General features: G+C 60.1%; 17 protein-coding genes and 1 riboswitch. Of the genes, 7 read left to right on the top strand and 10 right to left on the bottom strand.

What is annotated here, in order from left to right; translation table 11 throughout:
* Positions 1-47: 47 nt before the first annotated feature.
* Both R84865_RS01145 and R84865_RS01140 read right to left on the bottom strand, forming a co-directional pair.
* The gene (locus R84865_RS01145) at positions 48-329 is read right to left on the bottom strand and encodes a hypothetical protein (protein WP_435631617.1); all 282 of its coding nucleotides are present in this window, start codon (positions 327-329) and stop codon (positions 48-50) included.
* A gap of 275 nt (positions 330-604) precedes the next feature.
* Complete coding sequence (locus R84865_RS01140; RefSeq protein WP_435636986.1) at positions 605-1,108, bottom strand: hypothetical protein; 504 nt, start codon at positions 1,106-1,108, stop codon at positions 605-607.
* A gap of 270 nt (positions 1,109-1,378) precedes the next feature.
* Here R84865_RS01140 and R84865_RS01135 point away from each other — a divergent pair, with 270 nt between their 5' ends.
* Entirely contained in the window at positions 1,379-2,074 is a 696-nt protein-coding gene (locus R84865_RS01135) for a hypothetical protein (RefSeq protein ID WP_435638616.1), read from the top strand.
* 175 nt (positions 2,075-2,249) lie between these two features.
* Here R84865_RS01135 and R84865_RS01130 read toward each other — a convergent pair whose 3' ends face one another.
* The 4 genes from R84865_RS01130 to cobW all read right to left on the bottom strand — a co-directional run bounded on the left by R84865_RS01130 (position 2,250) and on the right by cobW (position 9,279).
* The gene (locus tag R84865_RS01130; protein WP_435638615.1) at positions 2,250-3,755 is read right to left on the bottom strand and encodes a cobyric acid synthase; all 1,506 of its coding nucleotides are present in this window, start codon (positions 3,753-3,755) and stop codon (positions 2,250-2,252) included.
* A gap of 49 nt (positions 3,756-3,804) precedes the next feature.
* Positions 3,805-4,221 carry a universal stress protein gene (locus R84865_RS01125; protein ID WP_435638614.1) on the bottom strand — a complete coding sequence of 139 codons (417 nt, stop codon included), beginning with the start codon at positions 4,219-4,221 and terminating at the stop codon, positions 3,805-3,807.
* Positions 4,222-4,334: 113 nt separating this feature from the next.
* Positions 4,335-8,183 carry a cobaltochelatase subunit CobN gene (cobN, locus tag R84865_RS01120; protein ID WP_435638613.1) on the bottom strand — a complete coding sequence of 1,283 codons (3,849 nt, stop codon included), beginning with the start codon at positions 8,181-8,183 and terminating at the stop codon, positions 4,335-4,337.
* Positions 8,184-8,202: 19 nt separating this feature from the next.
* On the bottom strand, positions 8,203-9,279 hold the full coding sequence (cobW, locus tag R84865_RS01115) for a cobalamin biosynthesis protein CobW (RefSeq protein WP_435638612.1): 1,077 nt from the start codon (positions 9,277-9,279) through the stop codon (positions 8,203-8,205).
* 185 nt (positions 9,280-9,464) lie between these two features.
* On the opposite strand from cobW, the gene R84865_RS01110 reads away from it, so the two are divergent.
* Positions 9,465-10,820, top strand: a complete 1,356-nt coding sequence (locus R84865_RS01110) for an MFS transporter (protein ID WP_435636991.1) — start codon at positions 9,465-9,467, stop codon at positions 10,818-10,820.
* 101 nt (positions 10,821-10,921) lie between these two features.
* Here R84865_RS01110 and R84865_RS01105 read toward each other — a convergent pair whose 3' ends face one another.
* The 4 genes from R84865_RS01105 to R84865_RS01090 are packed head-to-tail and all read right to left on the bottom strand — an operon-like array spanning position 10,922 to position 14,976.
* The gene (locus R84865_RS01105; RefSeq protein WP_435636992.1) at positions 10,922-11,317 is read right to left on the bottom strand and encodes a cobalamin biosynthesis protein; all 396 of its coding nucleotides are present in this window, start codon (positions 11,315-11,317) and stop codon (positions 10,922-10,924) included.
* Positions 11,314-12,627 (bottom strand): cobyrinic acid a,c-diamide synthase CobB, encoded by a 1,314-nt coding sequence (locus R84865_RS01100; protein WP_435638611.1) that lies wholly within the window; start codon positions 12,625-12,627, stop codon positions 11,314-11,316. Before R84865_RS01100 ends, R84865_RS01105 begins: the two co-directional genes overlap by 4 nt.
* The gene (cobO, locus tag R84865_RS01095; protein ID WP_435638610.1) at positions 12,627-13,229 is read right to left on the bottom strand and encodes a cob(I)yrinic acid a,c-diamide adenosyltransferase; all 603 of its coding nucleotides are present in this window, start codon (positions 13,227-13,229) and stop codon (positions 12,627-12,629) included. The genes R84865_RS01100 and cobO overlap by 1 nt, the downstream gene beginning before the upstream one ends.
* Entirely contained in the window at positions 13,216-14,976 is a 1,761-nt protein-coding gene (locus R84865_RS01090) for an AAA family ATPase (protein WP_435638609.1), read from the bottom strand. Before R84865_RS01090 ends, cobO begins: the two co-directional genes overlap by 14 nt.
* A 135-nt stretch (positions 14,977-15,111) precedes the next feature.
* Positions 15,112-15,309: riboswitch (cobalamin riboswitch) on the bottom strand.
* A 145-nt stretch (positions 15,310-15,454) separates the two neighbouring features.
* Here R84865_RS01090 and cobT point away from each other — a divergent pair.
* Genes cobT through cbiB form a run of 5 tightly spaced genes read left to right on the top strand, consistent with a single transcriptional unit; the run spans position 15,455 to position 19,397 of the window.
* The gene (gene cobT, locus R84865_RS01085; RefSeq protein ID WP_435636995.1) at positions 15,455-16,540 is read left to right on the top strand and encodes a nicotinate-nucleotide--dimethylbenzimidazole phosphoribosyltransferase; all 1,086 of its coding nucleotides are present in this window, start codon (positions 15,455-15,457) and stop codon (positions 16,538-16,540) included.
* A complete protein-coding gene (gene cobS, locus R84865_RS01080) occupies positions 16,537-17,307 on the top strand; it encodes an adenosylcobinamide-GDP ribazoletransferase (protein ID WP_435638608.1) in 771 nt (256 codons plus the stop codon). The genes cobT and cobS overlap by 4 nt, the downstream gene beginning before the upstream one ends.
* A 14-nt stretch (positions 17,308-17,321) precedes the next feature.
* Positions 17,322-17,846 (top strand): bifunctional adenosylcobinamide kinase/adenosylcobinamide-phosphate guanylyltransferase, encoded by a 525-nt coding sequence (cobU, locus tag R84865_RS01075; RefSeq protein WP_435638607.1) that lies wholly within the window; start codon positions 17,322-17,324, stop codon positions 17,844-17,846.
* On the top strand, positions 17,836-18,462 hold the full coding sequence (locus R84865_RS01070) for a histidine phosphatase family protein (RefSeq protein WP_435638606.1): 627 nt from the start codon (positions 17,836-17,838) through the stop codon (positions 18,460-18,462). Before cobU ends, R84865_RS01070 begins: the two co-directional genes overlap by 11 nt.
* Positions 18,459-19,397 carry an adenosylcobinamide-phosphate synthase CbiB gene (gene cbiB / locus R84865_RS01065; protein ID WP_435638605.1) on the top strand — a complete coding sequence of 313 codons (939 nt, stop codon included), beginning with the start codon at positions 18,459-18,461 and terminating at the stop codon, positions 19,395-19,397. The genes R84865_RS01070 and cbiB overlap by 4 nt, the downstream gene beginning before the upstream one ends.
* The last annotated feature ends 1 nt before the right edge of the window (position 19,398 follow it).

Raw genomic sequence — 19,398 nt, 5'->3', positions numbered from 1 at the left:
ATCGAGCAGCGCATTCGCGGTTGCATCCGTTGGGCGTAGCTAAAACGTCAGGCGGCCTGACGCGCCTGTTCCCACAGGCGGGTAGTCAATTCGCGATCCTGCTCGGACATGCCGTCCTGCGAAAAGACATGTTGCAGCCACTCCCAATAGGTGTCGTCAAAATCGGTGGCGGTTACCTGTTGGGCATCGTAGTCCGCCATTTCCAGCACTAGCTCAATTTGGGGAATCATATACCCTAACGAGAATAGATCCTGCTCTTGAGCAGAGCGCTCCATGGAGAGAAGCGCTTGTTTGATCTGCTCGCCTCGCTCAACGAAGGGGTCTGCCATAAAAAGCTCCTGATTGAATCGCCTGTATAGGTAGTGCAGCGCGGGTTAGCGACGCGCTGAACAACAGACGTACAGCTTAGCATTGAACGGTAGCGCGCGTCGTTTGGGCGAAGCGAATCTTGTGCATAGCGAAGCTGAAGGCCATTTTATACCGTTATCTCAGCAGTAGTGCTGTTACGCTATCCGGCTCGGCTTGCGACGCTGCCACTAACCAACCGTTAACCATGAAAAACACCGCCTCACCTGGTTTGGGTAAGGCGGTGGCCAAGTAGCGGCTATTCCTTCATCAGCCCTTTGTAGTTCTCGACGGCATCGAGGAAGGTAATGAAGTGAGTGTCGCCGCGCTCGTCATGACGATCTACGCGACAGCTCATTAGTACGCCGCGTCCGGTGGAAATCTGGTCAAACAGCTCCAGCGTAACGGCAGTAGGGGTGGCGTCCTGCGGCTCGATTCGACCGCTCTGCAGATCAAAGACTTCCAGCATTGAACCGCGCACGCGCGTACTGCCTTTTTCGGCGATCACTCGGCGCACGAAGAGCCAGCCTTCGCAGCTAAGCGTTGAGCCATCCTCTTGCGTGCGGGAAAACAGCGTGCGGTAGCAGGCGCCTTCTTCGGCACCTTTGGCTGCCATGTTGCGATAGGCTTCGGCAAGGCGGTTGGCCATTGCGCCTGACTGCTCGAGTCTGCCGATCGCGGCGCGATGCTCTCGGTTGAGCCGTTCCTGCTGGGAGAATCGTTGCCAATGGCGAAAATTGGCAAGCAGTGTCGCGTCGGTCATGCAATACCTCGGGCATTCAAAGCATTAAAGAAAAGCGGATTGTCGCACTACCATCGCGATGTGCATAGGCCCAAGCGTGGTGTAGCCGCGTGCGCGACTCGTTTTTGCTGCTTGTTTGCCCCTTGTTTATATCTTGAGTGGCCGTTTTAGAGGGGGGATAGCCGTTCGCTCCAGTGCCTGCCGCAGCCGATAGCCCTAACACTTTGCTCGGTTTTGCCTTATGGTAATGGCATGGTTTAATAGATCGACAATCTGAATTGGATGTATCTGATGAAAACAAAAGTTCTTGCAGGTGGACTAGTGTGCTTGGCATCGCTTTCCGGGTGCGCGTCTCACAATGTTATTTCCCGCGAAGTTGAAACGGCTCCCGGCGTTAACGTTGTAAGCACCGACAACGGTGTCTTTATTGGCTCCATTGCTGTTCGTCGCGCGCTCACCTCCAATGAGCCCGGGCAAGTACAGAGCTGTCTGTCGTCCAATATTGAGCGCAGTGCCAGCACGCAGAGCGCGGCTTCTGGCCCCGAGCAGCAGGCGGCAGCTGACACTGATGCGTCATCGAATTCTACCGAGCCGCTTACCGAGCACGTTAGTGGCTGGACCGAACTGGCAACGACCGACGAAACCGGAAGAACGCTTGCCTATCGTCTTGAGCTGCAGACCATCGGTAGCAGCAACTATTACTACTTCGATCAGTTGGGCGTAGCATCTTCGCGCAGCCACAACGTGCACGATTACTCGCCGATTGGGGCCTGGGACAGCGCCACGCCGAAGGCTGCCTATGCCGCACTTGGCAAGGTGACCGACAGCATCCAGAACTGCCTGTCTGGGCAGACTAATGGTGCGCAGCCCGCTAACGCCGCCGCATCACAGCAGCAGCCACAGCAAGCAGCTCAGCAACAGCCTCAGCAGGCGGCACCACAGCAAGCTGCTCAGCAGCAACAGTCGGCCAACACTAGCGTCGAGTAAGCGTGACGTTAGCTGGCAGCGGGGAGCCTTTTGGCTCCCTTTTTTTGGGCGAATAGCGCTCGTAGCGATAGGCAGGGGCGGTTAGCACAGTCCGTTGGCGGCTGCCCGAAGGTGCGGTAGGCAGGCGCTGGCATCGAACTTGGATTTGCTGGTTGTGTAGTTTACCGGGGCAGTATCATGTCGCTGGCGCGGTATCGATAATCGCGTCCAATACAGGCACCTGACTGCAGCTGTCGCGTAGCGATGTCTCCACCGCATCGGCCAGGCGGTCGATCTGCTGTTCTCGCACCGCGCGGTAATCGAAGGGAGCGGGGCTTTCGAGACCGGCCCAAGCGAGCAATGCCGCTAGCGCCTGCGGGTGATCGAAGATGCCGTGCAGATAGGTGCCCAGCACCTGACCATCCTGACTAAGTAAGCCTTCCGGTCGGCCTTCATCCAGCAGGAAGGGGGCGTTGTTTTCATCGCTTATAGCGCTGCTGCCAAGATGAATTTCGTAGCCCTCCAACTCGGCATCGGTCTCTCCTAGCAAACATTTTCCGTATACCCTGCGCAGCTGCTTTTCGGGCGTTAGGCGGGTAGTCATGGCCAGCAGTGAAAATCCTTCGCTGCTGCCGGCGTCGTCCTCGACACCTTCGCTATCGTCGATGGTGTTGCCGAGCATCTGAAAACCGCCGCAAATGCCCATTACCTTGCCGCCGTAGCGAAGGTGGCGGTTAAGCGCCTGCGCCCAGCCGCGCGCTTTCAGCCACTTAAGATCGGCACGGGTGTTTTTACTGCCGGGCAGAATAATCAGATCGGCGTGGGCGGCCTCACTGCCATCGCGCGCAAAGTGCAGCGACACATCGGCATGCAGCCGCAGTGGGTCGAGGTCGGTGTGGTTGCTGATGCGCGGTGGGCAAGCGACTACCACCTTGAAACTGCCCGCGTGCGTATCGCCGCCGCGCGATAGGCCATCTTCTGCCTCAAGGTGAAAATCGGCCAGATAGGGCACCACCGCGAGCACCGGTTTACCGGTGTGCTGCTCCAGCCACTCGATGCCTGGCTCGAGCAGCGCGGGATCACCGCGAAAACGGTTGATCACAAATCCTTGCACGCGCTGCTGCTCGGAGGGGGAAAGCAGCGCCAGGGTGCCCACCAGGTGCGCAAATACGCCGCCTCGATCGATATCAGCGATCAATACCACTGGGCAATCGATATCTTCGGCGAAGCCCATATTGGCGATATCGTTGGCGCGCAGGTTAATTTCGGCGGGGCTACCTGCGCCCTCAACCACCACGTAATCGAACTGTTGGCTGAGCGTATGGTGTTGCGTTATCACCTCGCGCAATAGCGAGGGCTTCAGAGCGTGATATTCACTGGCGGGGAAGTGCCCGATAGCGCGTCCGCGTACGATCACCTGAGCGCCAAGATCCGAGTTGGGCTTCAACAGCACCGGATTAAACGCCGTCAGCACCGGTACTCGGGCGGCCTGCGCCTGAACGGCCTGGGCGCGGCCTATTTCGCCGCCGTCTTCGGCGACAGCGCTGTTGAGCGCCATGTTTTGCGGCTTGAAGGGCGCTACCCGATACTGCCGACGTGCCAGTAGCCGGCACAGTGCAGTAACAAAGGCACTCTTGCCGGCATCAGAGGTGGTGCCTTGCACCATGAGAGTGGTGCTGGCATTGAAGTGGGAGATATTCATGCTGAATGTACAGCAGATAAACGGATTCCGAGCGGCAATCCCTTATGCATCAGGCGATACCCAATCGCTGTTTGCTGACTACCAGCACGTCGCAGGGCGCCGAGCGGGTAATCTTGCTGGTGCCAGCGCCTTTGAACAAACGCGCCAGCGAGGTACGTGATTCCGCGCCGATCATCAGTAAGTCGATGTCGCGTTGGCCGATTTCGTCAACGATGGTGGCGTCGATAGCGCCGCTACGCACGCTGAGCTGCTGCTCTTCAAGAGGGCTTTCAAGCTGGCTGTTCAGCTGTTGGTACCAGTGTTGCGCCGCGTGATGCGACGCAGCCTGGTCTTTTGCGGTCTCGTTGACGTAAAGCACCGCCAGCGAATCGCCCATCGCAGTGGCGAAGGCTTGTGCGTAGCGAATCAGCGTGACCGCAAAGCGGGCGTTAAGATCGACAGCGACCAATATATGGCGAGAAGGCATAGCGGTCTTCCTTCAGTGGTAATAGCGGTAGTCTAAATCAGTTGCGCCCTTGGCACAGCGTGCGTTGTCGAGAGCGTGTGAAGCCAATTGCCTTCATACACTAAAGGCTGTGGCTAACCAGCGCCTTCCTCGCGAGCATCGAGCGCCAACAGCAGCTCGCTCAACTCCTGACGCTGCACCTCATCGGCTTGCCACAGCCCGCGCTGGCTTGCTTCCAACAATCGCTCGGCAATATCGCGCTGAGCGCCCGGGTTGTGCGCGGCGAAGAAGTCAGCATTGATCGGATCATCCAGCAATGAGCGCTTTACGTCACGGTATTGGTAGTCATCGACAATTCCGGTGGTGGCGTCGAAGGCGAACAGATTATCGATACTGGCGGCCATTTCGAAGGCGCCCTTATAGCCGTGCTGGCGCATGGCATGCTGCCATTTGGGGTTAAGCAAGCGCGAGCGCAGCACCCGATTGAATTCTTCCTTGAGCGTATTGATGCGCGGGCTGGCGGGGTTCGAATGATCGCCGAAGTAAAGTGTTGGAGAGCGGCCTGAAAGTGCTTCGCTGGCGCTCGCCATGCCGCCCTGAAAGTGGCTGTAATCAGCGGAATCGAGAATGTCGTGCTCGCGGGTGTCCTGATTATGCAGCACCACCTCCAGCGCGCCCAAGCGCGCCTCGAACGCTGCAAATTCAGCTTGTCCCTGCTGGCTGCCGTCGAGATCCTGCCCGTACGCGTAGCCTCCCCACTGCACGTAGGCGGCTCCCAGATCGCGCTTGGATTGCCAGGCACCATTGTCCAAAACGCCCTGTACGCCAGCGCCGTAGGCGCCCGGTCGCGCGCCAAAAATGCGGTAGCTGGCGCGGCGCAGCGCTTGCTGCTCGTCAAGGCCCTGCCGCCGCCAGGCGGCCGCGTCGGCCTGAACCGCATCGCGAATCGGATTGCCGTCGCCGGGCTCATGATAATCAGCCAACTGGCGCACTGCCGCGTCGAGCAGCGCGATTACGTTGGGGAAGGCATCGCGGAACAGCCCCGATACGCGCAGGGTAACGTCAACGCGCGGTCGGCCAAGTTGGAAGGCGGGAATAATGCGGTAGTCGATCAAGCGCTGGCTACCTTCCGCCCATACTGGCGCAATGCCCATCAGCGCCATTGCCTGTGCGATGTCATCGCCGCCGGTGCGCATGGTGGCGGTGCCCCACACTGATAGGCCGAGAGTGCGCGGGAAATCGCCGTGCTCTTGCAGATAGCGCTCGATCATCTCCTCGGCGGCCTGCTGGCCCAGCGTCCACGCGGTTTTCGATGGAATAGCGCGACTATCGACGGCATAGAAATTACGTCCGGTCGGCAGTACATCCCAGCGCCCCCGTGTTGGGGCACCGCTAGGGCCGGCGCTAACGTAGCGACCGCGCAGTGCCGCCAGTAACGCCCCGCGCTCTTGCTCGGCGCTGCGGCGAAGGGCGGGCAGCAGCCACTGGCGGGCATTTTCGAGTACCGCTGAGGTGGCTGGGAAGGCAGGCATTGCGCTGGCGTTCGTCCGCAGTAGGGTATCGACCAACTGGCCGGCCAGCAGTTCGAGTCGCTCTCTGGTGTCGCCCTGACTTACCCAGGGCGCGTCGCTGGCGGCCGCAAGCGCCGATGGTTTGGGGCCATTCCAGGCGCCTTTGTTGAGCGCCAGCGGATCGTAGTCGTCGGGCAGCTCAAGGTCGCGGGCCAAGGCGTGCAAGATACCTGCCTGCTGGGCTTTGGCACCGCGTGGGAGGCGCAGCAGTGAGACCAGGGTGTCACTAAGCTGTGGCCCGTCAGGGCATTCTCCCAGCACGTGCAGCCCGTCCCTGATGGACGCCTCCTTGATATCGCACAGCCACGCATCGAGGCTATCGAGCAGGGTTTGTTCGTCGGCGTTGCTGGCGACGCCCAGTTCGTGAATCAGCTCGGTATCGCGCAGCTTGTCGGCAATCAGGGTGCGCAAGCGCCTCTCGCGTCGCGGATCAACCCCGAGTGCTTGATAGTATTCGTCGGCCAGCTCTTCCAGTGCGGCAAGATCACCGTAAAGCTCAGCGCGCGCCATCGGTGGCATTAGGTGATCGATAATCACCGCCTGCGCACGTCGTTTGGCCTGTGCGCCTTCGCCGGGGTCGTTGACGATGAAGGGATAGAGGTGCGGTAGCGGGCCAAGCAGCGCATCGGGCCAGCATTCACGCGATAGAGCGCTGCCTTTGCCGGGCAGCCACTCAAGATTGCCGTGTTTGCCAACGTCGACCACCGCATCGATGCCGATGTGATGGCGCAGCCACAGGTAAAACGCCAGATAGCCGTGCGGAGGCACCAGGTCAGGGTCGTGATAGAGCGCCTGCTGATCAATCTCGAAGCCGCGCGCGGGTTGAACGCCCATTATGATGTTGCCGAAGCGCAACGCACTGATGCGAAAAGCGCCGCGCTGGCGATCAAACAGTGGGTCGTGCTGCGGTGGCCCCCAGCGCTCAATCACGGCGTGTTGATTGGCGGTGGGCAGGGTGGCGAAGGCGGCAAGGTAGTCGCCTTCAGAGAGCCATTCGCTGGCGTTTGGCTGAGTGGGATTCAGCGCGGCGCGCAGTGCTTGCATGAGCTGGCCGCTGGAGTGAGGAAACGCACACTGCGGTGCATCGCTTAGGAAGTAGCCATCTGCTTTCAGCCAGTGAAGAATATTCAGTGCCGAGTGTGGGGTATCCAGCCCAACACCGTTACCGATGCGCGAATCGCTGGCGGGGTAATTGGCCAGCACTAGCGCAATACGTTTTTCGGCATTGTCGATGCGGGAAAGCCGAATCCACGCGCTCGCCAGTTTTGCCACAAAATCGGCGCGTTCTGGGTCGAGGCCAAAGCGCACGCTATCCATTTGGCTGCGCGTGTGGTGCTGGGCCTGCTGCTTGAAGGCTACCGCGCGGGTGATAATACGCCCGTCGATCTCGGGCAGGCTGATGTGCATCGCGATATCGCGTGCCATAAGCCCACGCGGCTGCGCAAGCCACTGTTCTCGCGTCGTACTGGCCAGAATTAGCTGCAGCACCGGTACCGCACGCGACAGCGGCGCTGGCGACTGCTCGGGAACCCCCGCATCGTTGTCGTTGACGCCTGCGCTGATGGCAAAACCGGTGGTGTTCAGCACAATGGCTGCGTCGCTGGCGTCCAGCAGCTGATTGAGGCGTTTGAGACAGCCGGGTTCCTTCAGTGAGGCGACCGCGAACGGTAATACGTTAAGCGACTGCTGTTCGATACGTTCGATCAGTTGCTCGAACATCGCGGTATCCGCCGCCTGCAAATGGCTCCGGTAAAGCGTTAGGATCGCGCAGGGGTAGTCGCTACGACCGCGCCGCTGCCACTCTCGCTGGTAGGCCGCCAACGTTAGCTCGCCGTGGCGAGGATGATAAAGCAGGCTCCTCGGTAGCACCTGCGGCTCGCGAGGCTGCGCGGCCAAGTCGCCGTTGAGCATTAGCTGCAGCCAATCAAACAGCGAATCAGCATTGTGCTGGCCGCCTTCGCGCAATAGCCGCCACACCAGCGTGGCCTGCTGTTCGCTCACGGTACCGGCGGTTAGCAGCGCGGGATCGGCGTAGTCTTCGCCGGGTACTACTACCAGCTGGCGATTGCTGCTGCGCGCCCATTGGGTAAGTTGCTCAAGGCCGTAGCGCCAATAGCTCTCGCCGCCCAGCAGTGACAGCACCACGATTTCCGCGCCGTTAGGGGCCTCACTACTGGTGCTATCGAGCACCTTGTGGGCATAAAGATCGAAGGCGGCCGGCTTGGTCAGGTTGAGCCAATTGGCCAGCCGCAGCGATGGGTAATGAGCCGGCAGGCCGTCGGCGCAGTGTGCCAACAGGCTTAGCACGCTGTCGGCGGCCGACAGTACGACAATACGCGCAGGCTGCTGATCGAGATCGATGATGCCTTCGTCGTTACTGAAGCCGCCGGGCTGAGCCGCAAAAAGATGCATGAAGCGCTAATCCTCGAGCTTAACGTTCAGCGCGCTTCAACGCGTCTTCAATCAGACCACGGTCGAGCGCGCGCCCGATAATCACTAATCGGGTGGCGGGTGTTTCCTGCGCTTGCCAGCGGCGATCGAAATAGTGATCAATGCGTGCACCAACAGCATGAATCACCTGACGCATGGGCTTGCCGCTATCGATGAAGCCCTTGACGCGATAAATCTGCTGCTCGCGAATGAGTTGTGCCAGTTGGCGGCTTAGGGTGTCGGGATCGACTTCCTTCAGGTGAACAACCAGGTTATCGAAATCATCGTGGGCGTGATGATGATCGCGGCCCTCCGCGTGATGGTCATCGTGGTGCGAATGAATGGCCTCAATGCGTGCTTCGGTTTCAAGCCCCAGCCCCGTTAGTGCTGCGGGGTCGCACTCTCCCTGCGAGACAAACATTACCTTGACGCTGTCGGCCAGGCGCGCTTCCAGCTGCGCTTCTACCTGCTGGCGCTGCGGCGCATCGAGCAAATCGCTTTTGGTAATGACCACCAGATCGGCGGCGCCCAACTGGTCGTCGAGCAACTCTTCCAGTGAAGGATCGTGGTCAAGCGAGGTGTCAGCGGCGCGCTGCGCGGCAATGCGCTCTTCGCTGGTTGCCACCTTGCCAGCCGCGAAGGCGGCGCCGTCGACCACGGTAATGACCGAATCGACGGTACAAAAGCGTTTGATTTCCGGCCAATTGAACGCTTGCACCAGCGGTTTGGGCAGCGCCAGGCCCGAGGTTTCGATCAGGATATGATCGATGCTGTCACGCCGCTGTACCAGCTCGAGCATAACGGGCAAAAACTCTTCTTCGACGGTGCAGCAGATGCAGCCGTTGGCAAGCTCGTAAATGCTGCCTTGTTCGGGCTGACCGGCTTCGCACTGCTCGTTTTGGCAGCAGCGCAGTAGCTCGGCGTCGACGTCCAGCTCACCAAATTCGTTAACGATCACAGCGATGCGCTTATCCGGCGACTGGCGAATCAGATGGGAGAGCAGGGTGGTTTTGCCGCTGCCCAGAAAACCGGTAACGACGGTGGCGGGTATGCGGGCGAGTGATGCTGGCGTGGTCATGATGAACTCCAAAGGTGTTATTAGGAGGTGTAATAGACACCTGCTCAACGAAGTGAATAAGCTGAATCAAAAGTGAAGCAGCCGGCCAATCTTGCCCGCTGCGATTTTTTCGGCGTAATCTGAGTTGTTTTCCGCTTCGCCCACCGCTGTGGTGAGCGTTCTTTCCCTTTTCCATGAGATGCGCAGTGAATCATCGTCGTTTAGCTCCCAACGCTTCCGCTTGCGGCACAGAACCCCAGCCTGATGCTGATGAATCGCCGGCATCGCAGCAGGATAATCGCACCAGCGTCGAAGCCGCTGCTGGAAGCATGCTTGAAGATGAAGTAGCCGCCCTGACAGGGTATGGCGGGCGCTATATCGAGAAGGGCTCCCGTGAGTACAGGTTCACGATGCTGGCGCTGTTCTCGGCGGGCTTCGCTACCTTCGCGCTGCTTTATTGCGTACAGCCGCTGATGCCACTGCTGTCTTCTGCTTTCGCTATCGATGCGGCGCAATCTAGCCTGGTGCTGTCGGTATCGACTGCCACTCTGGCATTGGGGCTGCTGGTAACCGGGTCGCTCTCCGATGCGCTGGGGCGCAAGAACATCATGTCGCTGGCGCTTTTGAGCGCCGCCTTGTTCACGCTGCTGACCGCGCTGATGCCCAATTGGTCGCTGATTCTGCTGTCGCGGGCGCTGGTGGGCTTGTCGCTGTCGGGGCTGGCCGCTGTCGCGATGACCTATCTGAGCGAAGAGCTGTCGCCGCGCGCGCTGGGGGTGTCGATGGGCATCTATATTGCGGGCAACGCCATCGGCGGCATGAGCGGTCGGGTGATTAGCGGGGTGCTGGTCGACGTGCTGCCCTGGCGCGCCGTGATGCTGATACTGGGCGGTCTGGCGCTGCTCGCGGCGTTGGCCTTCATGCGTTGGCTGCCTGCGTCGCGTAATTTCGAACCGCGCGCCTTCAGCCTGCAGGGGCTGCTGAGCGGCATCAGGCTGCACGTTAAAGACCCAGGCTTGCCTTGGCTGTTTGCCGAAGGTTTCCTGCTGATGGGTGCCTTCGTCACCCTGTTTAACTACATCGGCTATCGCCTGCTTGAGGCACCGTACTTCTACAGTCAGGCGCTGGTGGGGCTGATTTCGGTGGTCTATCTGAGCGGCATCTATAGCTCGACGTGGGGCGGAGCAATGGCGGATAAATACGGTCATCGCAATGTCTTTTGGGGCTTCGTGCTGCTGCTGATGGCAGGCGCACTGCTGACGCTGTTCCAGCCAATTGTGCTGGTTATCGCGGGAGTAACGCTGCTGACCTTTGGTTTCTTTGCCGCCCATGCCACCGCTTCCAGCTGGGTTGGACGACGCGCCAGCGTGGCGCGCGGTCAAGCTGCCTCGCTGTATCTGTTCTTTTACTATCTGGGCTCGTCGGTCGCCGGTACCAGCGGCGGCATTTTTTGGCATTTGGCGGGCTGGCCCGGGGTGGTGGGCTTTATCGTGGTGCTGTTGATTGCCGCGCTGGCAATTGCCTGGTTCCGACTGCATCGGCTGGTGCCGTTGCATCGCTAGCCAGCATCGCGCGCTGTCGCGGCCGACAGGCGTGGAGGTGGCCGCTATAAAGCGGCGTGCATGCGTTGGAAGGCTAGGTGCTAAGCGTTGGGGCAGCATGGTCAGGCCTCGGCAATGGCAAGCGTGGCATTAGCCGAACGCTGCTTGGCGAGCACTAAGCGGGCGCTGCGATAGCCGGCTTCGTGTAGTGCCGCCAGCGCGGCAGCTTCGGCGACGCTTGCGGTGCCTAATCGCTGCTCGACGGCGTGTGAAGGGCGAGTAACGCCATCCTGAGCAGCCAACTGCTGGCTATCGAAGGTGATGCGCTGGCAGCCAAACCGCTGGGCTGCTTCCGCTAATAGTGGATCGTCCCGTTTGGTGTGATGGCTGGCTATCCAGCTGACATCCGCACCCAGCAGTTGGCTGCGCTGCAGGGCGCTTTCGATCAGCGCCATCAGCTCATAGGCTGCGCACTGATGCCTGAAGCCAATCCCGATGGCGAGCTGTCGAGCGCTCACGAGGCGTCCACCTTGTCGGGAGTAAACAGCGCCGCCGTGGCAGTGGGGTTCGACGGGAAGAACAGATGAATATAGCTGGCGGTTAGCCGGCCCTGACGAAACACCGCCTCGCCGGGCGCGGGGTGGCTTGGGCGAATACCGTAAGCAATCGGCTCAGGTGTGCCGCTTGCCACCGAGCGATGGTGGGCATGACCGCGCAACTGACCTTCGGGAAGCGGGGCGCTTTGCATACCCTGACAGCCCGAGCGCTCGCGCATCGCAGCGCTGCCCGACATGAGGCCTGCCATTGGGTGGCACTGTCCTTCGATATCGATCAATTCCTCAAGCACATACAGAAGTCCGCCGCATTCGGCCAGGATAGGCCTGCCTGATTGATAATGATCGTTCAGCGCCGCCAGCATGGGGGCATTGTCGGCGAGTGTGCCAGCGTACAGCTCGGGATAGCCGCCGGGCAGCCACAGCGCATCGACGCGGGGCAACTGCTGGTCGTGCAGGGGTGAGAAAAAGTGCAGCTCAGCGCCCATTGCTTCAAGCAAGCGCAGATTGGCGGGATAGATAAAGCTAAAAGCTTGATCACGCGCAATGCCAATGCGAACGCCCGCTAACTGCTGCGGTAAAACATCAGCCTGCTGTGGAATTGGAAAGCTGACTGATCGCGGAAGCTGCGCAAGCGCAGTGCCTTCGAGCTCATCGGCAACGCGCTCAATAATCGCCTCCAGATCGTTGTGCTGATCGGGCGGAATCAGTCCCAGGTGGCGGCTGGGCAGTGCATTGCTGGGATTGCGCTTGATAGAGGCCAGCAGCGGCAGCTGGGCAGGCAATGCGGTCTCGATCAAATCGTGGTGGCGAGCGCTGCCGATCTGATTGGCAACAATGCCGGTCAGCGTCAAGCGAGGGTGGTAGCTCGCCAGGCCATGGGCAAGCGCGGCGATGCTCTGCGCCATGCCGCGCGCGTTAAATACCGCAACAACGTCGATGCCGAAGGCGATCGCAAGGTCAGCGCTGCTTGGGGTGCCGTCGTAAAGCCCCATTGCGCCTTCAATCAGAATAAGGTCCGCCTGTTGAGCTGCCAGCGCCAGCGCTTCTCGGCAGCCTGCTTCCCCGGTCATCCACAAATCCAACGGCTCGGCGATAGCGCCCGATGCCTGCTGTAACACCAGCGGATCGAGATAATCAGGGCCGGTCTTGAAGATGCGCACGGTTCTGCCGTGGCGCTGATGCAGGCGCGCCAGTGCAGCGGTGACGGTGGTCTTGCCTTGCCCTGAGGCGGGGGCCGAGATAAACAGCGCAGGGCAGTTGGGAGACGCCATTAGTATTCGATTCCCGGCTGTGCTTTTACCCCAAGGCGGAACGCGTGCTTTTCGTCATCGATGCGGCTAATGGTATCGGCAATCGCGACCAGGGCGTTGTCCATGGTGCGGCCGGTAATCATCACGTTTTGATGATGAGGTCGTGCGCTGAGCGCACCGGCGACCTGCTGCGGATCGAGATGGCCGTACTTCAGCATGTAAGAGAGCTCGTCGAGGATGACAATATGGTAGCGCTTGTCCTCCAGTAGCTGGCGCGCTTGTTGCCAGGCCGCCTGAGCTGCGTTGCGATCGCGCTCAAGATCCTGGGATTCCCAACTGAAGCCATGTCCCATGACGTGAAAGTCAACGCGTGGATGATCGGCGAAAAAAAGATGTTCGCCCGTCTCGCGGCGGCCCTTGATGAACTGAACCACTCCCGCGCGTTGCCCGTGACCAAGTGCGCGGGCCATGGTGCCGAACGCCGAACTGCTTTTGCCCTTGCCGTTGCCTTTTAACAGAATCAGCACGCCGCGCTCGGTTTGGGCATGGGCAATGCGCTCATCAACAACGCGTTTCTTTGCCGCCATGCGCTGCTGATGGCGCTGCTGGTCAGAATGACTCATGTGAGAAGGTTTCCCTGTGCTGCGAAAGGTGCGTGTAGCGACCGCCAAGCCGCTCGGCGATGGCGCTGGCGCGCCCCAGCCGCACGCGACCTGCTTCGGTATCGATCACCTGCAGTTGCCCAGGCCAGGGGTGTGGTTCTGGAAGCTGCGTTACGCGGCCATCGCTAAATAGCCAACTGGTGAGGCGAGCATCAGACGATTGGCGCTGTCGTTTAAGCAGTAGTTGGCGGCCCTTGTGCAGTGCCTCCAGCAACGGTGTGGCGCCTCCAATCTGCTGGGTCGCTAACCGTGCCTCGGGGCGGTTGGGGGCGCGGCGGCCCTGATGAATCCAGCCAATACCCTGTGCACCGAAGCCGAGTAGCGCGAAGCGCTGGCGCTGGCGGCGCGCCAGGCGGGCAAGTCTTACTACGTCGGCGGCAGCTGCATTGGCTGCGTTTCCGCGTAGGGTAGAAGCGGACAAATCGAGGATAATCAATTGCTGATGATCACAGCGCTGCTGGCGCGGCCGGCGCACCAGATGGTGCAGTGTCTGCTGACCAAGGTTGTCGCGATGGCACAAGGTACTGGCCCAATCGATCGCGCCGTGGCGGTCGCTCAACTGAGCCTGCTGGCGCTGACCGTCGCTTAGGTGGCGACGATATTCACGGCGCTGGTAATGAAATGCGCGCGGCAGTTCCTGAAAGTGCAGCTGGCTGCCACGCTCGCCGGCCGTTTGACTGCCTTCCTGCTGCGGCGACTCTATAGTTGTGGCACTGCCAAGCAACGAGCTTTGCGACGACGAATCACCATAGCGATTAGCGGCGGGCGAAGAGCCATCGCTGCTACCGCTACCGTTTGTCTGAGAGGGCGGCGGATTACTGGGAGGCGTAGCGGGGTTGGTCGCAGTGCGGTGTCCCAGCACCAGTGTTGCTACGGCGTCTATATCCGTCTGAATAACGGCATCGCGCTGTTCCAGCGCAGCATGCGCCAATGCTGCTCGACGCCAGGCCAGATCAGCGCGAATACCTTCAACGCCTGCATTCACGCAGCGCTCAGCGATGTTGATTTCGAGTGCTTCTGGGATGGTAATGCTGGGCAAGCGTTTACGTGCCGTTTCTAGCTTCTGTCGAAGTGCATCGGTTTGGCGCTGATGGCGCTGTATGAAGTGCTCGGGATCGCTATCGAAGGCACTGCGTGCACGCACCGCGGCGATGCGATCCCGTGCAGCGAGCTGCTCGGATAGCTGCACCCCAAGACCAAAGCGATCGGCAAGCTGCGGGCGCAAATCGCCTTCCTCGGGATTCATGGTACCGATGAGTAAAAAGCGCGCCGAATGGGCATGGCTGAGACCATCGCGCTCAACGCGATTGATACCGGATGCGGCCACATCGAGGAGAAGGTCGACCAGTGCGTCGTCGAGCAGATTGACTTCATCGCTATAAAGAATGCCTTGATCGGCCTTGGCGAATAGTCCGGCCTGGAAGCCGACATCGTGGTGCTTGAGCGCACGCTCAATGTCGAGCGAACCGGTCAGGCGATCGCTGGAGGCGCCCAGCGGCAGCTCAACGAAGCGTCCTGACTCGGGCAGAAAGTCGCTCAAGCCGCGGGCAAGCGTCGACTTGGCGACACCGCGCGGCCCCTCGATGAGCACCCCACCCAGTTTTGGCTCGATAAGCGCCAATAGTAGGGCGCGTTTCAATGCTGTTTGACCAATCACCGCGACAAAGGGGAAGGGAAACTGACTGGGGGAGCGCATGGTATCGCTCATTAGCGCGTCGCCTATAAAGTCGAAACGCCAGCGTAGGGAATTGCGCTCGCTGCTATCGTAACCAAATAATCGGCGGCAGTGCGCTGCCGCCCATGATAGCGAGGATGAGCGCTGCGTATCTCCCCGTACGCAGGCTGATAGTAGGTTGGCAAGGCCGGTCTCCGGGCTAACGAGGCGGCTCAAAGGCCCATCGCTACGCCTTCCCACCCAATCAGGCAGTGGCCTTGTAGCGTTACTCGATTACCGTTGCGGGGACAGCAGCGAATTTTCATCGCTTTCCCGATTATCCCAACTTTAAGAGTAAAGCAGGGCACCTTACCGCAGTGTTGCTATCCTATTTAACGTTCGTTACGCGCGTCAATGAATAGCGCTTTGCGCAGGCCGTGTTGAATTTTGACGTACAGCGCATATATACGCTTGAGCACCGCTGCGGCGGTTGCTATCTTTTAGCGCCGCCCTTCTTGCTGGATCCTCGACCATGCCTACTGCGACTTTTCTAAATACCTTATCTATCGATATTCCTTGGCTTGAACAAGTTGTGCCCAAGGATAAGCGCCAGGCCATTCAGCGCCGTATCGATCATCAGCTCAAACCTCCGGGTGCGTTGGGCGCACTGGAGACCATTATGCGGCAGTGGGCGAGCTGTGCTTACTTGCAAGGAAAGTCAGGGCCGCTGCAGGTTAGCTCGCCACGACTGATTATCTTTGCCGCTGATCACGGGGTTGCGGCGGAGCGGGTGTCGCTGGCTGGGAGCGAGGTCACTCCGGTGATGGTTGAGCGCTTTCTGGCCGGCGATGCGGCGGTAAGTGTCGCAGCGCGGCAGTCGGGCGTTGAGCTGGAAATTGTGGATTGCGGCGTTGAGCAGCCTATTCCCGCCCATCCGCGCGTGACAGCCTGTCGGCTGGGAGCGGGTACCGGTGCCATCCACAAAGAACCGGCAATGTCGCTCGAAACCGCAGCAGAGGGCATGAACAAAGGCATTGAGGTGGCGCGCGAGCGCTGTGCGGCAGGCATGGATCTAATGTGCGTGGGCGAAATGGGCATCGCTAATACCACCGCTGCCGCAGCACTGATGGCGGGCTTGACCGGCTATGCGCCAGCGGCCTGTACCGGCATCGGCACGGGCATAGACGCTGATACCCTGGCGCATAAGCGCACTTTGGTCGATAAAGCACTGGTGCTGCATCTTCCTTCAGCCAAGAACGATCCGCTGTCGCTGGCGGCGCGCTTGGGCGGCTTTGAAATTGTGGTGATGGCCGGGGCGCTACTGGGAGCGGCAGAGCAAGGTGTTATTAGCGTTATCGATGGTTTTGTGGCGGGCGTTGCCGCCTGTTTGGCATGCGCTCTGGTACCTTCGGTCAAGGACTACCTGATCTTCGCTCACAGCGGCGGCGAGCAGGGCCACTCAGCGCTGCTCGAGTACCTTGAGGTGAAAGCGCTAATGGGCCTGCGATTGCGCATTGGTGAAGGGGTAGGCAGTGCGCTACTGGTGCCCACTATCCGCACCGCGTTGGCCTGCTATAACGATATGGCCAGCATTACGGAAGTAGGTTTGTCTTCATGACCGATGTGCTCAAGCGCCAGCTGTATCTTATGCGGCTGGCGCTGGCATTTCTGACACGCATCCCCGTATCACCCAACGCTCCCAGTAACACCGATCTACAGCATTCGCGCCGCTATTTCAGCCTGATCGGGGCTGCAGTCGGCAGCTTTTGCGTTCTATTTTATACCGTTATCTCAATCTGGTTTCCGGCGATCTTGGCAGCGCCTCTAACCATCGCTCTAATGTTGGTCATCACCGGCGGTCTGCACGAAGACGGCCTGGCCGACACGCTAGACGCGATGGGGGGCGGAAGTACGCCAGAGCAGCGTCTGGCCATCATGAAGGATTCCCGAATCGGCAGTTTTGGGGCATTGGCGCTCATTGCATCATTGCTCATTAAAACCGCCGCTGTTGTGGCGCTCGATCAGCACCCCGGGCTGCTGATAGGTACGCTGATCGCAGCCGGCGCTATTAGTCGAGCCGCGGCGGTTATCATGATGACGCTGCTTCCCTATGCGCGTCTTCACGATAGCAAGGTGGTGACGCTTAGTGATTCTCCTCAAGCCACCGAGCTATGGCTTAACATCCTGGTTGCCGTGGCTATCAGTGTGGTGGCGTTAGGGAACTGGGCCACAATAGTGAGCCTAGTGGCTATTGCGTTGGTCGTGTGGTTGTTGCGAAGGTGGTTTTGGCGTCGCTTGGGCGGCTTCACCGGCGATTGCCTGGGAGCGGTACAGGTGATGGTTGAACTGGTGGTATATCTCATTGTGATCGCTAACGCTGGCTAGAAAAGAGGTGCAGGGTGCTGGAACTAGTGCTGGGCGGGGCCCGTTCGGGCAAGAGCCGTTACGCTGAACAACTTGCCAGCGATAGCGGGCGGGAGGTGCATTACCTCGCCACCGCCGAGGCGTGGGACGATGAAATGGCCGCGCGCATTGCGTCACACCGCCACCAGCGCCCTGCTAGCTGGACGACCCATGAGGTGCCGCGAGCGCTTGCAGAAGCCATCGGCATGCACGCACGTACTGATCGCGTGCTTTTAATCGATTGCCTGACGCTGTGGCTGACCAATCAACTGCTGGCCGAGCCCGATCAACTGTCTGAAAGCAGCGAAGCACTGGTAAATGCGCTGGGCGATGCTCCGGGCCGAGTGATCGCCGTGTCCAATGAAACCGGGCTAGGGGTGGTTCCCAATGATGCCTTGTCGCGACGCTTCGTCGACCATAGCGGGTGGCTACATCAGCGATTGGCGGCTCGTGCGGATCGAGTATGGTGGGTGGTGGCAGGGCTTCCTCAATGCCTGAAGGGTGCGGCTGATGGGGAATAGCCGAATCATTATCGATTGCTTGCGGCACGGCGCATGTGAGGGGCCTTCTAGTCTGCGCGGGCGCTCTGATGTGGCCCTCAATGAAAGCGGAGTGGCGCAGATGGAGCGCGCCTTTGAATATCTTCAGCGCCCCCAGCGGCTGATAACGTCACCACTGCGGCGCTGTCGTGATAGTGCTGCGCAGTTCGCGGCGGGCTGGCAGCTCTCGCTTGAGGAAGATCCGCGCGTAGCGGAAATGAATTTCGGCGACTGGGACGGCGTGGCGCTAGCCACTCTTCATCAGCGTTTCCCTGAACAACTCGCGCGTTTTTGGCAAGATCCTTACGCCAATCCTCCACCCAATGCAGAGTCAGTAGACTCCTTCAGCGCGCGCTGCCGTGACGCATGGCGTGGGCTAATCGATTTCGCGCATCCGCACACGTTAGTCGTCACTCATGGCGGTGTTATCAAACGTTGGATCGCGGATGTACTGGGCATCGATGCCTTGTCGAGCGCCTTTCTGGCAGCGCTAGGAGTTAATTACGCCGATCTGGTCAGGTTCGAAGTCAATCGCGACAGCGAAGGGCAACACTGGACACGGCTGGTTTATCTCGGCCCTCCGGGAGGCGCGCCATGATGTCGATGGCAGTGCCGCTGCTGCTGGGATGTTTATTGGATTGGTGGTGGGGTGAGCCGCGCCGTTTTCACCCATTGGTCGGCTGGGCTCGCTGGGCGCAGCGGCTAGAACAAGCGCTGCATGGCCAGCGTTTTGGCATCCTGCGGGGGGGTGTGGCCTGGGCGCTGGCGGTGCTGCCCGCTGTTGCGGTAGCCGCTGCATTGCAGCTATGGCTTGGGCATAGCTACTGGATGTGGCTGCCAGCGGCCTTGGGGGTGTATCTTTCGATCGGCTGGGAAAGCCTGACCGAGCACGGTCAGCGGGTGGCCACGCCGCTGTTGGCAGGTAATATCCACAGCGCCCGCGAAGCGCTTGGCATGATCGTCAGCCGCGACGTCGATGCGCTGGATGAGCAGGGCATTGCCAATGCTGCCTGCGAATCAATGCTTGAAAATGGCGCGGACGCCGTGTTCGCGGCGCTCTTCTGGTTTGCGCTGCTGGGGCTGCCTGGGGTGATGTTGTATCGCTTAAGCAACACGCTGGATGCGATGTGGGGCTACAAAAACGAGCGTTATCTCACCTTTGGCAGAGTGGCTGCGCGGGCTGACGACATCCTTAATTGGTTGCCAGCGCGCTTGACGGTGCTCGCTTATGCGGCGGTAAGCGGTAGTATAGCGTCTGGCCGTGCCAGCCTTCGCTGCGCACGCACTTACGGTGCGCGGTGGAAGAGCCCCAACGCCGGTCCGGTAATGGCCGCGGGGGCGGGGGCGCTGGGCTGTCAGCTAGGCGGATGGAGCAGCTATCACGGGGTACGCCAATGGCGTGGCCAATTGGGTGAAGGCGCGGTAGCCGCGCCAGCGGACATCATCCGAGCCATCGCGCTAGTCAACCGCGCCGGTGTGCTATGGGTCGCAGTAACGCTAGCCGTTATTGCTATTATCAGTGTATTTAGCTGAG

The sequence above is a fragment of the Carnimonas bestiolae genome, from assembly GCF_051251145.1.
Lineage (GTDB): Bacteria > Pseudomonadota > Gammaproteobacteria > Pseudomonadales > Halomonadaceae > Carnimonas > Carnimonas bestiolae.
The sequence above is the reverse complement of the archived record's forward strand: the minus strand, read 5'-3'. Positions and strand labels throughout refer to the sequence as shown.